10 protein-coding genes and 1 pseudogene are annotated in these 12,722 nt (G+C 74.9%); 3 read left to right on the top strand and 8 right to left on the bottom strand.

Annotation, left to right across the window (positions count from 1 at the left end; translation table 11 throughout):
• Window positions 1-84: 84 nt before the first annotated feature.
• A pseudogene (locus tag JK359_RS12675) lies at window positions 85-460 on the bottom strand (HAD-IA family hydrolase).
• A 17-nt stretch (window positions 461-477) separates the two neighbouring features.
• A complete protein-coding gene (locus JK359_RS12670; RefSeq protein WP_201835061.1) occupies window positions 478-954 on the bottom strand; it encodes an Lrp/AsnC family transcriptional regulator in 477 nt (158 codons plus the stop codon).
• Between the two features lie 230 nt (window positions 955-1,184).
• On the opposite strand from JK359_RS12670, the gene JK359_RS12665 reads away from it, so the two are divergent.
• Entirely contained in the window at window positions 1,185-2,675 is a 1,491-nt protein-coding gene (locus JK359_RS12665; RefSeq protein WP_201835060.1) for an FUSC family protein, read from the top strand.
• A gap of 279 nt (window positions 2,676-2,954) precedes the next feature.
• Window positions 2,955-3,992 carry a lactonase family protein gene (locus JK359_RS12660; RefSeq protein WP_201835058.1) on the top strand — a complete coding sequence of 346 codons (1,038 nt, stop codon included), beginning with the start codon at window positions 2,955-2,957 and terminating at the stop codon, window positions 3,990-3,992.
• A gap of 84 nt (window positions 3,993-4,076) precedes the next feature.
• Here JK359_RS12660 and JK359_RS12655 read toward each other — a convergent pair whose 3' ends face one another.
• The 4 genes from JK359_RS12655 to JK359_RS12640 form a co-directional block, all read right to left on the bottom strand.
• Window positions 4,077-5,003, bottom strand: a complete 927-nt coding sequence (locus JK359_RS12655) for a sirohydrochlorin chelatase (protein WP_201835056.1) — start codon at window positions 5,001-5,003, stop codon at window positions 4,077-4,079.
• Window positions 5,004-5,179: 176 nt separating this feature from the next.
• A complete protein-coding gene (locus JK359_RS12650; protein ID WP_201835054.1) occupies window positions 5,180-6,154 on the bottom strand; it encodes an N-acetylglucosamine kinase in 975 nt (324 codons plus the stop codon).
• Complete coding sequence (locus JK359_RS12645; RefSeq protein WP_201835052.1) at window positions 6,151-6,828, bottom strand: uracil-DNA glycosylase; 678 nt, start codon at window positions 6,826-6,828, stop codon at window positions 6,151-6,153. Before JK359_RS12645 ends, JK359_RS12650 begins: the two co-directional genes overlap by 4 nt.
• Window positions 6,829-6,916: 88 nt before the next feature.
• Window positions 6,917-8,005 carry a WD40/YVTN/BNR-like repeat-containing protein gene (locus JK359_RS12640; protein ID WP_201835050.1) on the bottom strand — a complete coding sequence of 363 codons (1,089 nt, stop codon included), beginning with the start codon at window positions 8,003-8,005 and terminating at the stop codon, window positions 6,917-6,919.
• A gap of 277 nt (window positions 8,006-8,282) precedes the next feature.
• Here JK359_RS12640 and JK359_RS12635 point away from each other — a divergent pair, with 277 nt between their 5' ends.
• Window positions 8,283-8,870 carry an Rv1733c family protein gene (locus tag JK359_RS12635; protein ID WP_443729081.1) on the top strand — a complete coding sequence of 196 codons (588 nt, stop codon included), beginning with the start codon at window positions 8,283-8,285 and terminating at the stop codon, window positions 8,868-8,870.
• Between the two features lie 24 nt (window positions 8,871-8,894).
• Here JK359_RS12635 and JK359_RS12630 read toward each other — a convergent pair whose 3' ends face one another.
• Both JK359_RS12630 and JK359_RS12625 read right to left on the bottom strand, forming a co-directional pair.
• Window positions 8,895-10,877, bottom strand: a complete 1,983-nt coding sequence (locus JK359_RS12630; protein WP_201835046.1) for a HEAT repeat domain-containing protein — start codon at window positions 10,875-10,877, stop codon at window positions 8,895-8,897.
• 145 nt (window positions 10,878-11,022) lie between these two features.
• On the bottom strand, window positions 11,023-12,699 hold the full coding sequence (locus tag JK359_RS12625) for a DNA alkylation response protein (protein ID WP_201835044.1): 1,677 nt from the start codon (window positions 12,697-12,699) through the stop codon (window positions 11,023-11,025).
• Between the last annotated feature and the right edge of the window lie 23 nt (window positions 12,700-12,722).

The raw sequence follows: 12,722 nt of genomic DNA, 5'->3' as shown, positions 1-12,722 counted from the left end.
AGTCCCAGCGGGCCGTCTACGTGCGCTTCTGCCCCCGTACCCGTCACCCGTTCAGCTGTTCGGGAGTGCCGCCGCGTCCCTCAGTCACGCATAGGCCGTCTGTGCCGTGAACTCCCCCTGCCCGCCGCGCAGGAGCAGGGGCGCCGTCGCGAACTCGGGGCGGCAGGCCTGGGCTGGGACGTACGGGACGGCGATGCAGCGCATCCCGGCCGCGCGGGCGGCGGCCGCGCCGGGGGCGGCGTCCTCCACGACCACGCAGTCGGCCGGCGCCGCGCCGAGCCGTCGGGCCGCCGCCAGGAAGACGTCGGGAGCCGACGTAGCCCTCGTGCTCCGTCCAGGTGAAGTCCGGGACTCCGTGCTCGGCCAGGGTCTGCCGGCTCGCCTCGTAGTAGTGCGGCTCGCTGTCCACCAGCGTTCCGTCGAGATCGAAGATGACCGAGAGGCCGCCGAGATCGCTCATGGCGTCCAGGATGCGTGTCAGGGACGGGCCGCCCGGCCGACCGACTCCACCAGCGGCAGCAGCCGGAACGGGACACGTTCGCGCAGTGCGACCTCCGTACGGGTACGCACCACGCCCGGCAGGCTGATCAGCTTCTGGATCACGTCTTCCAGATGCGCGTTGTCCCGGCCGACCACCCGGGCGAGCAGGTCCCCGCCACCGGTGATCGAGAAGGCCTCCACGATCTCCGGCACCGCGGCCAGCGCGTCCCCCACGTCGTCCAGGTGGCCCTGGGTCACTTCGATGTGCACGAACGCCAGCACGGGATGGCCGAGTGCGGCGGGGGAGAGGGAAGGGCCCGTGCCGGTGATCACACCCTCCCGTTCCATCCGGTCCAGCCGGGCCTGGAGCGTGCCGCGCGCGACCCCGAGGACGCGGGCGTACTCGCGCACGCTGGTGCGCGGCTGCTCCAGAAGCAGCCGCAGGATACGGGTGTCGAGTTCGTCCACGGCCATCGCCTACGACTGTACCAATGGCTCAGGGAGCGGGCATGCCGGTGTACCGCCCGACCTGGGCCGTTGGCATTCCGGCGGGCTGGCGTCCACCTTCGATGCTGGGCCAATGGTGCAGTGATTCGGGCAACACTTGAGCCAGTGACCCCGGTGATGCTCTCATGGACGTGTCGATGGCGCTGCGGATCCCGCGGCGCCTTTTCTGTGCCGGTGTGTTCCAGGGGAGGACAGCAGTGCTGAAGAGGGTGTTCGTGGCTCCGGACCCGGGCCGGGCGCGGTTGCGCTTCGCCACCCGGGCCGTCCTCGGCATCGGGCCGGCGGTCATGGTCTGTCTGCTGGCCGGACAATCCCTCGTCGGTGCGGTCACCGGCGGACTCGCCGCGCTGCTCGCGCTCTTCACCGTCACCGACCCGACCGTGCGCGGACAGGCGGTCACCACCGCCCTGCTGCCCGTCGTGGGCGTGCCGGTGCTCGCCGCCGCGGCCGAGCTGCACGATCATCCCGTCGCGCGGGACCTCACCTTCCTGGCCGTCGTCGGCGTCGGCGTGTACGCGCGCCGCTGGGGCCCGCGTGGCCACAGCCTCGGCGTGTTCGCGTTCATGACGTTCTTCGTGGCCCAGTTCCTGCACGCCACCCCGGACCGGCTGCCCGAGCTGTACGCCGCCGTCCTGCTCTCCGTCCTCGTCGCGGCCGCGGTGCGGTTCGGCGCGTGGTGCTACGAGCGCCGGCTGCCCCCGGCGGCCGTGCCCGCCCCGCCCACCGGGACCGGTCTGGCGCGCGTGACCACGCGGCAGGCCGTCGCGGCGACCGCGGGTGCCGGGTTCGCGCTCGTGGCCGGGCAGCTGGTCTCGGGCCAGCGCTGGTACTGGGCCGTCGGCGCCACCTGGTGGATCTTCGTCAACACCGCCTCGCGGGGCGAGACGCTGGTACGCGGCTTCCGCCGGGTCCTCGGCACCGTGATCGGCATCGGCCTCGGCTTCCTCGTCACCGTCCCACTGCACGGAGCACCCGTGCCCACGGCCGTCCTGGTCGCGGTCGCCGTCTTCGGCATCTTCTACACGGCCGCCGTCTCCTACACCTGGATGATGCTCTGGGTGACGCTGCTCGCCGAGCTTCTCTACGGCTTGCTCGGCGTCCTCAGCCCCGGGCTGCTCGCGCTGCGGCTCGCCGAGACCGGGGTCGGTGCGCTCGGGGCCGCGCTCGCCGTGCTGTTCGTGCTGCCGGTCACCACTCACGCCACCACCGACGCCTGGATCCAGCGGGCCCTGCGCTGTGTGCACGCCTGCACGGCCGAGGCGGCGGCCCGCCTCGCCGGCTCCGCCACGGCCGACCCGGCGCCGCGCGTGGCCGAACTGGAACAGCTGCTCGGCCGCGTACGGCTGTCGGTGGCGCCCCTGGTGCACCCGCTGAACCCGATGCCCGCCCGCAAGGCGCGGGCCCGCCGGGTCGTGGCACTGCTCGACGACTGCGCCCGCGAGGTCCGGGGGCTGGTGGCCGTCGCCGCCGACCCGGAGGCCTCGCACGACGCCCGCCTCGCCGCCGCCTGCTGGCGTGTGGAGGCCGCCGTCGAGGCTCTCACCGCGGGCCGCACCGACGCCCTCCACCGCCCCACCGAACCGCCCGCCGAGCCCGCCCTGGCCCACCTGCACGGCCTGGAACGCGCCCTCGCCGACCTCGCGGAACCCCTGCACACGCCGAAGGGCTCCCGCCTGGTGGGCGCCTGAGCCGAGACCCGGTCCCTCTCCGCTCCCGCCCCGCACCGCGAGCCCGCCGGCTGTCCGGCGCCCAGGCACCCGGGCAGAGAGCGGCCCCGCCGGCGGTCCGGCATCCAGGGACCCAGAGAGCGGCCCCGCCGCCGGTCCGGCATCCAGGGACCCGAGCGGAAAACCGTCCCGCCACCCACCCTCTTGGTCTAGACCGCAGCTGATCGACTGCTACCGTCGGCCCCGGACCGGCTCGACAGGCCCAACCGGCCCGAGCGGCTCGACCGAGAGGGGACAGCGGTGGCACAGAACGGCAGGGCGGGCAGGCGCCGGGCCTTCATCGGGTCGTTCACGGCGGCGGGCGGCCCCGGGATCGTGACCGCGGAGGTCGCGCCGGCCGGCGGCGCCCTCACTCCCGTCTCCGTCGTCCAGGACGTACCCGACCCCTCGTACCTGGCCCTGGCGCCGGACGGCCACATGCTCTACGCGGTCAGTGAGACCGCCGACGGGGCCGTCGCCGCCTACCGCGTCAACGGCCACCGGCCGGAACCCGCCGGGCCGCCCGTGCCCGTGGACGGCAGCGGACCCACCCACCTCGGCCTGTACGCCGGGCACGTCCTGACCGCCAACTACGGCTGCGGCAGCATCACCGCCGTACCCGTGCGTCCGGACGGCGCCCTCGCCCCCAAGCACTCCGGCCGACTCCAGCACACCGGCTCCGGACCGCACGACCGGCGCCAGCGCGGCCCGCACGCCCACCAGGTGCAGCCCGACCCCAGCGGGCGGTGGGCCGTCAGCATCGATCTCGGCACCGACTCGGTACGGGTGTGCACCCTCTCGGACGGCGCCCTCGCCGTCCACCGGGAGATCGCGCTGCGCCCCGGCTCCGGCCCCCGCCACCTGTCCTTCCACCCGGACGGCGAGCACGCCTACGTGGTCAACGAGCTGACCCCGACCGTGACGGTGTGCCGCTGGGACTCCGCAGCCGGCTCCCTGAAGCCGCTGACCGAGGTACCCGTGCTGCACGGCGCCCCCGCCGGCGACGCCCACCCCTCGGGCATCACGGTGTCGCCGGACGGCCGCTTCGTGTGGACGGCGACCCGGGGCGAGGACGTCCTGTCCGTGCTCGCCGTCGAGGCGGGCGGACTGCGGCTGACCGGCACCGTACCCTGCGGCGGGCGGTGGCCGCGCGACCTGGCCCACCACGACGGCTTCCTCTACGCCGCCAACGAGCGCTCCGGCGACGTGACCTGGTTCGCCGTGGACGAGGCGACGGGCATGCCGCGCTACGACGGCTCCGTGCGCGTCGCGGCGGCCTCCTGCGTCGTCTTCGGCTAGCCGGACGGCGGCCCGGCAGGGGCAAAACGAAGGGCCCGCTCCGGCGACGGGAGCGGGCCCTGTGTCGTACAGGTGCCGGGTGCGTCAGCGCACCGGAGTGCCCTGCGGCTGCTGCGGGGCGATGCCCAGCGCCGTCGTGTACTTGGCCAGGGCGAGCTTGCCGATCGCCGGGTACGCTCCGAGCGCCTCGGCCGTGGCGCAGCCCGCCTCCGCGGCAGCCGCGGCCAGCAGCGCCGCGTCGATCTCCGGGCCGATCAGGTACGGCGCCAGGGCCAGCTGCTGCGAACCGGAAGAGCGCAGCTGGTCGGCCACGGAGGAGATGGATCCCTCCTGGTCCAGGGCCGCCGCCATCACCGGTACGGCCAGGCGCGCGGCGAGCAGCATGCCGGTGATCCCGGCCGCCTGCACGGCCTCCTCGCCGCCCACGGAGGCAAGGATGATGCCGTCCGCGGCAGTCGCCACGGTGAACAGCCGGGCGCGGTCGGCGCGGGCCAGGCTCGCCTCGGACAGCCGCACGTGCAGCGCCTCGGCGAGCAGCGGGTGCGGGCCGAGGACGTCGGTCAGATCGGCGGCGACGCGGCTGTCCATCACGGCCTGACGGATCCGGCGCAGCAGCGCGCTGTCGGGACCGGCCAGCAGCGGTACGACGACGGCGACCGGGCCGTCGGGCTCCTGGATTCCCTCGATCCCGGCGGCGACGGCCTGCTCGTAGCGGGCGGAGCGCTCCTCGGCGGCGTGCGCCAGCACGGAGCTGAGCATGGGGAACTCGGTGTCGTCCCCGTCCAGGTACCCGATCCTGGCGTCCAGGCCGGGCAGCTCCGAGCGGGCGATGCTCACGACCTCCTCGGCGAGGCTGCGCGTGGCGGCGCTGGGCGCGCCGGGCACCGCGAGGACGAGCGCGGGCGCGCCCTCGGGAGCCACCAGCGGTTCCGGGCGGCGGTGCCGGCCGGGCTGGCGGGGTCGCGGCATTCGTACGGGCAGGCCGGACGCGGGTCCAGTGGGGGAGTTCATGGCGCCGCATGTTACTGGTTTCATGGGCTCCGCCGTTCGGGGAGGGTGCAGGTGAGCGGTATCCGTCCGGTTTTGTCTGATGAGTTACGGGCGTCGGACACATGTCCCGGGCACGTGCCGGAGACATGGGCCGGAGACATGGGCCGGCATCCGGCCGGAAGCGTTCCCGTGAACCCTCAAACACCCTGGACGTGGATCACGCACAGCATCGCCGGTTCACCCGGCAGGGTGAGCCGCCCCGTCGCCAGCCCGTCCGCGATCCGGACCGCCCCGTGCAGGGGATCCGCCTCGGCGGGCACCTGCCGGGCATGCGGCAGCCGGCGTGCCAACTCCTCACCCAGCGGTACGAGGAGCGGGTCGCCCATCCGGAACAGACCGCCGGTGAACGCCACTTCGGGCTCGCCCGTGCCCGGGCACACGGCGGCGGCCGATTCGGCCATGTGCCGGGCCGCGGCGCGCAGGATGCCCGCGGCGACGGCGTCGTCCGCGGCGCACGCGGCCACCCGCGGTGCGAACGAGGCCAGTACGGCGGCCCGGTCGGTGCGCGGGTAGAGCCGGCCGGGCAGGCCGCGCACCGGGCCGAACTGTTCCTCGGCGCCGGCCAGCAGCGCGCGGGAGCCGCCGGCGCGGCCGTCGTGGGCGCGCAGCGCGGCCTCCAGGCCCGCCCGGCCGATCCAGGCACCGCTTCCGCAGTCGCCCAGCAGATGCCCCCAGCCGTCGGCCCGCCGCCAGCCCGTCAGGTCGGTGCCGACGGCGATCAGGCCGGTGCCCGCGGCCAGGACGGCGCCGGGACGCGGGCCGAGGGCGCCGACGTACGCGGTCACGGCGTCGGCGGCGAGGGCCACGCTGCGCACGCCCAGCTCCCGGGCGAGGGCGCCGGGCAGTTCGGCGCGCAGCCCGTCGCCCAGGGTGGCGAACCCGGCGGCGCCGACCACGGCCGTGCCCAGCTCGCCGACCCCGGCCTCGGCGGCCAGGGCCCGGGCCAGCGGCACGAGCTGTTCCACCAGATGAGCGGGGTCGATGCCCCGCGCACCCGTACGGACCGGCTCCCGGGTCTCCCCCCGGGCCGTGGGGTCCCGGCCCGGTACCCCGACGGCGACCCGGAGACCGGAACCGCCGGAGTCCACGGCGAGATACCCCGGTCCGGTCACGGCAGACGCCAGTCCACCGGCTGTCCGCCCTGCTGGATCAGCAGGTCGTTGGCCCGGCTGAACGGACGCGAGCCGAAGAAGCCACGGTCGGCCGACATCGGCGAGGGATGCGCGGACTCCACCGCCGGCAGACGTCCCAGCAGCGGGCGCAGGTTGCGGGCGTCACGCCCCCAGAGGACGGACACCAGCGGCTTGCCGCGTGCCGCCAGCGCCCGGATCGCCTGCTCGGTGACCTCCTCCCAGCCCTTGCCGCGGTGCGCGGCCGGACTGCGCGGCGCGGTGGTCAGCGCCCTGTTGAGCAGCAGCACGCCCTGCTGCGTCCACGGCGTGAGGTCTCCGCTGGAGGGCTGGGGCAGACCGAGGTCGCTGTTCAGTTCGCGGAAGATGTTGATCAGGCTCGGCGGCAGCGGGCGCACCTCGGGCGCCACGGAGAACGACAGGCCCACCGCGTGCCCCGGGGTCGGATAGGGGTCCTGACCGACGATCAGGACCCTCACCTCGTCGAAGGGTTGCTGGAAGGCCCGCAGGACGTTCGGGCCGGCCGGGAGGTAGGTGCGCCCCGCGGCGATCTCCGCGCGCAGGAAGTCGCCCATCTCGGCGATCCGTCCGGCGACGGGTTCCAGGGCCTTCGCCCAGCCCGGTTCGACGATTTCATGCAAGGGTCGTGGTGCCACGGGCGTCACCCTACTGCCGTACGGCGGCCGGCGATCAACCGATGGCCGGAGCACGGCCCGCCGACGCCCGGGCACCCCGCCCGCCGGGTCAGCCGGTCACCGCCGCCCGCACGCACAGGACGTCCGGCAGATGCGCGGCCAGCAGCTGCCAGCTGTCGCCGTCGTCCGCCGAGGCGAACACCTCGCCGTTGCGGTTGCCGAAGTACACCCCCGCCGGATCGGCGTCGTCGGTGCACAGGGCGTCCCGCAGGACCGTGCCGTAGTGGTCCTCCTCCGGCAGCCCCTCGGACAGCGGTTCCCAGGACCGGCCCGCGTCCGCGGTGCGGAAGACCCGGCAGCGGCGCCCGGCGGGCACCCGGTCCGCGTCGGCGTTGATCGGGAAGACGTACGCCGTACCGCCGCGGTGCGGATGGGCCGCCACCGCGAAGCCGAACGTGGACGGCAGGCCCTCGCCGATGTCGGACCACTGCCCGCCCGCGTCGTCGCTGCGGTACACCCCCCAGTGGTTCTGCAGGTACAGCCGGTCCGGGTCGCCCGCGTCCCTGGCGACCTTGTGCACGCACTGGCCGAACTCCGGGTTCGGATCCGGCAGGAACACCGCGGAGACCCCCGAGTTGGACGGTGTCCAGCTGGCGCCGCCGTCCGTCGTACGGAACACCCCCGCCGTCGACACGGCCACGGTCACCGCCCGCGGGTCACGCGTGTCGGTGAGCACCGTGTGCAGGCCCTCACCGCCGCCGCCCGGCACCCACCGCGAGCGCGTCGGGTGTTCCCACAGCGGCCGGACCAGCCCGAAGCTCTCGCCGCGGTCCTCCGACCGGTACAGCGCCGCCGGTTCCGTGCCCGCGTACACGACGCCCGGTTCGGCCGCGGCCGGGTGCAGCTGCCAGACACGCTCCAGGGAAGCGCCGGTGTCCTTGGGGAACTTGACGGCGGGCTGCGCCGGTTCGGTCCAGGTGCGGCCGAGGTCGTCGGAGTGGAACACCGACGGACCCCAGTGCGGGCTGTCCCCGCCCGCCAGCAGCCGCGGCCGGTCGCCCCGGGTGTCGATCGCGACCGAATAGACCGCCTGCGCATTGAAGTACGGGCTCTCGTCGAACTCCCAGGGGCCACCGCCCCGCCTCCGCCCGATGAACAGCCCTTTACGGGTGCCCACCGCGAGCAGTACCTCGGCCATGCCGATCACCTCCGGGACGTCTTCGTCCGGGTAGTCGTCAGTTATCGGCCAGTCTGCACCCCACCGCTGACACTCTCCCCGCCATGCGCCCCGCCGCAGGTCGCGGGCTGTGTCGCCGGCCCGCCGGAAAGACCGGGCCGGCCCGTTCCGGCATGCGCCTGCGCGGGAGCGGTGTGTCGTGCGACCGTCGTGCAGGGGGTTCGTCGTGAGCAACGGAGCGATCTCTCCCGTATGGGAGGGCGGTCGGCCGGTCGGTGCGCTCGTGAGGAGGATGCCTTTGAAGGCGTTCCGTGGTCCGAAGGTGTGGCTGTGGCGCTGGCGGCGCAACCCGCTCAAACGCCGGGCCGACGTGGTGGAGGCCTGGGTGGTCCTCGGTGCCTGCCTGCTGACCGTCCTGAGCGGCGTGCTGGCGGGCTACGCGGCGGCCCGCTCGGTGGAGCACGGACTCGCCCACGAGCGCGTCACATCGCGGCCCGCCGTCGCCCGCGTCGTCGCACAGGTCCCCGGATCGGCACCGGCCCATAGCACCCACACCTCCGCCGGGGAACGGGTCTGGGCCAAGGCCCGCTGGACGATGCCCGAAGGCTCCACCCACACCGGCCAGGTACGGGTGGAGCCCGGCAGCAAGGCCGGTTCGCCGGTCACGGTCTGGACGGATCCGCAGGGCCACCTCGTCAGCCGCCCCACGACCGCCTCGGAGGCCGCCTTCCGGGCCACCCTGATAGGCATCCTGGCCGGCGTGAGCACCGCGGCCGTCCCCTTCGTCGGCGGCCTGGCCGTACGAGGCCGCCTGGAACGGCGCCGTATGGACGCCTGGGACACGGAATGGGCCCGACTCGGCCCGCAGTGGGGCCGGATGGTCTGAAGCGGACCTGCGGCGACCCCTCCGTCACAGCCTTCCCACGACCTCCCGGCACATCCGCACCAGTTCCTCGTCCTCCGGGATGTCACGGCTGCCGTACGCCACCTCACGGCCCGTGTGGCGGCGTGGCGTGGCCAGTTCCGCCGCGACCAGGTCCCGCAGGGGGGCCGCGGCCGGACCCATCGCGGTCAGGCAGCGGGCGACCGCGCCCCGGCCGCGCGGGTCCTGTGTCCAGGCGGCCCTGAGCACGGGCAGTACGGGGCCGGGGTCCGCGGTGATGCGCCACAGGGCGTACGCCGCCGGCACCCGCTGTCGCGCCGGACCCGACCGGGCGAGCCGGTGCAGGCCGGGCAGGGCGGTACGGGCGGCCGGGCCCATCCCGCCCAGCTGCCGGGCGGCGTCGCCGCGGGCCCCGGGATCGGACCCGGTCAACTCGCGCAGGAGGACGGGGAGTACGGCCGTGGCGTCCCCGTCCACCGACCACAGGGCGCCCGCCGTGAGGGCCGCGTGCCGCGTGTGCAGCAGGGCGCGCAGCAGCGGGACGGCTTCCACGGTGGCCCCGAGCGCCGCCAACGTCGCCACCACCTCGCCGACGACCGCCTCCCGTGCTCCCAGGCCGTCGGGAGCGCCGGAGAGCAGCCTCAACACCTCGGGCACCGCTGCCTCGTCGCGGACGGCCGCGACCGCCGACAGCAGCGGGGAGGCGAGCCGGGCCGCGGCGGGGGAGGTGAGCGGGATCCGGCCCAGCCGGTGCCGTAACGCGGGCGCCAGGGGAGCCGCGGCCCGGCCGAGGTGCGCCGCCTCCTGCCCCAGGCCGACGGGTGCCGCCGGCCCGGCCAGGAGCTGGGCCAGCGGCGGGACCGCGCGGGGATCCCCGCTCCTGGCCAGGGCCTTGAGCGGGCCGCCCAGCGTGGGCGGGCAGCGCTCCCAGCGGTGCGTCCACAGATCGGGCCGGGCGGTCACCAGTGAGTGCAGGTCGTCCGCAGCGGGCGCGGCCAGGGTGAACAGCTCCGCCAGCACGGAGACGGCAGCGTCCCGCAACCGGTCCTGCTCGGTGCTCAGCTGGGCGCCGAGCAGGCGGACCGGCCCGCCGTAGTCGCCGCGCCAGCCGCGGAACAGTCCCGCCGACATCCACACGGCATTGCACCGGTCCACCGGTTCCGGACTGGTCAACTGCCCGGTGAGAAGGGCGATCCGGTCGTCCACCCGGTCCCCGAGCGCGCCGTGCAGGGTACGCAGCAGCACGGCGCCCTCCTCGTCGGACGGGCGCAGCCGCCGTATTCGCCCCACGAGGGTGTCGGCGCCGCAGTGCTCCTGTGCCCGGCTGCGGTGCGCGGACCGCTGCCGGAGCAGCCGGACGGCGGTCGGCACCAGGTCGGCGGGGAGCCGGTCCGGCGCCCGCAGCGCGAGCTGCCCGAGCGCCGCGAGCCGCAGCCCCGGCGCGTACGGCGGCGCGCTCTGCTCGGCCAGGAGGTCCACCGCCGCGCCGGCGTGCGCGGGGTGCCGGTGCGCGAACAGACCGAGGGCTTCCGTGAGGGCCGGCAGGACCCGGTCGTCCCGCTCGGCCCGCAGCCGCTGCCGCAGCAGTTCCAGAACCCGGGAGGGTTCGTCCAGAAAGCGCACCAGGGCCCCGGCGGCCGCCCGGCGCACGGCCGGCACCGGGTCCCCGGCGAGGGCGGCGAAGGCCCCGGCGCCCTCGCACACCGCGTCCCGCGCCCGCCGGTCCGTCACGGCGCTCTCCCCGCCGATACTCACCAGCAGTTCCACGACCGAGCCCCGGTCGGGCACCTCCTCGCGGGCCGCCAGCGCGAACAGGAAAGGGATGCATGCCAGCGTCGAGTCGTACACCCTCCCCTGATGGTGCACCGCGCCGTACAGCCCGTCGAGCGCGGTCGCACGCTCGGCGGCGTCCTCGGACGCCAGGGCCCGTAACCAGACGGGCACGTCCTCCGCGCTGCCGTGCGCGTGCCGCAGCGAGGCCCAGTCGACCTCGTCGATCCCCGTGAACACGTTGTCCTCCCCAGGCGAGTGCCACCTGATCGCGAGTGTGCACCACCGCACTGACAACGGTCCGCAAGCACTTGCTGACTGTGTGCGATCCGTCGGCGCTCACCGGCCACGGGAGGGGACTGCGCGCACGCGTGCGCGGAGGGGATCAGTTCCGGCCGGGCAGAGCGCGCTCCAGGACGGCGTCCAGGGCGGTGCCGGAGGGCAGCGTGCCGAACGCATGGCCCCAGTCGCCGGCCAGCCGGGTCGCGCAGAAGGCGTCCGCGACCGGGTGCGGAGCGTGCCGGACGAGCAGGGAGGCCTGCAGGGCGAGCGCCATCCGCTCGACCAGCCGGCGCGCGCCCATCTGATCGGTTCCGGCCAATTCGTCCTTCAGTGCGGCCACGGCCGTGTCGAGGCGGGCGTCCGCGCCGCGCGCGAGGGCGAGTTCGGCGAACAGGGCGTCGGCGGTGTCCGTCTCCCGGCCGAGGGCGCGCAGCACGTCGAGCGCGTTGACGTTCCCGGAGCCTTCCCAGATCGACAGCAGCGGCGCCTCCCGGTAGTGCCGGGGCATGCCGGAGTCCTCGACGTACCCGTTGCCGCCCAGGCATTCCAGGGCCTCGGCGGTGAAGGCCGGGCCCCGCTTGGTGACCCAGTACTTGCCGACGGCCGTCGCGATGCGCCGGAAGGCCCGCTCCCCGGCGTCCCCGCGCACCGCGCGGTCCGCCGCGCCGGCCAGCCGCAGCGTGAGCGTCGTCGCCGCCTCCGACTCCAGCGCGAGATCGGCCAGGACGTTGCGCATCAGCGGCTGATCGATCAGCCGGGCACCGAACGCGCTGCGGTACCGGGCATGGTGCCCCGCCTCCACCAGCGTCTTGCGCATCAGGGTCGCCGAGGACATCACACAGTCCAGCCGCGTGCAGTTGACCATCTCGATGATGGTCTTCACGCCACGCCCCTCCGGCCCCACCAGCCACGCCACGGTCCGGTCGAACTCCGGCTCCGAGGAGGCGTTGGACCGGTTGCCCAGCTTGTCCTTCAGCCGCTGGATGCGGAAGGTGTTGCGGCTGCCGTCCGGCAGGATGCGCGGCACCAGGAAACACGACAGCCCGCCGGGGGCCTGCGCGAGCACCAGGAAGACGTCGCACATCGGCGCCGACGTGAACCACTTGTGCCCGCGCAGCGTGTACACGCCCGGCTCGCCGGTGGGTGTGGCTGTGGTGGTGTTCGTCCGGACGTCGGAGCCGCCCTGCTTCTCGGTCATGCCCATCCCGGCCAGCAGTCCCGGCTTCTCGGCCGGGACGCGCAGCTCCGGGTCGTACTCGCGGCTGGTGAGCAGCGGCTCGTACACCTTGGCGAGATCCGGCTGCACCCGCAGGGCGGGAACGGCGGCGTACGTCATCGACGTGGGGCACCCGTGCCCCGCCTCCGTGTGCCCCCACACCAGACCGCCGGCGGTCCGGGCCACGTGCGCCCCCGGCCGTTCGTCGGCCCACGGGGCGCCGGCCAGGCCCTCGGCCACCGCCGTACGCATCAGATGGTGCCAGCTGGGATGGAAGTCGACCTCGTCGACGCGGTGGCCGTAGCGGTCATGGGTGCGCAGCACCGGCTCGTGGCGGTTCGCCTGCTCCCCCCACTCCTGCGCCTCGGCGCTGCCGGCCCGGGCCCCCAGCCGGCGGAGGTCCTCCTCGGCCCAGCCGGCGCCCTCCCGCCGCAGCCCCTCCAGCAGGGCCGGGTCGTCGGAGGCGTCGTACGGGGCGAGAGGCGGAGCCTGGTTGGTGACGTCGTGCGTGGCGGTCGACGGCTGGGCCGGTGACGGCAGTTGCTGCGCGGGAATCGAGACCATACGAGCATGTTGCACTCTTCCTG

It is taken from the genome of Streptomyces actinomycinicus, from assembly GCF_016741775.1.
In the GTDB taxonomy this organism is placed as follows: Bacteria; Actinomycetota; Actinomycetes; order Streptomycetales; family Streptomycetaceae; genus Streptomyces; species Streptomyces actinomycinicus.
This window is presented reverse-complemented; position numbering and strand designations above follow the sequence as displayed.

Excerpts from the sequence above, each read along its gene's own strand:
- JK359_RS12670 (WP_201835061.1), bottom strand. The coding sequence starts at position 954 with ATGGCCGTGGACGAACTCGACACCCGTATCCTGCGGCTGCTTCTGGAG.
- JK359_RS12655 (WP_201835056.1), bottom strand. The coding sequence starts at position 5,003 with ATGAACTCCCCCACTGGACCCGCGTCCGGCCTGCCCGTACGAATGCCG.
- JK359_RS12640 (WP_201835050.1), bottom strand. The coding sequence starts at position 8,005 with ATGGCCGAGGTACTGCTCGCGGTGGGCACCCGTAAAGGGCTGTTCATC.
- JK359_RS12625 (WP_201835044.1), bottom strand. The coding sequence starts at position 12,699 with ATGGTCTCGATTCCCGCGCAGCAACTGCCGTCACCGGCCCAGCCGTCG.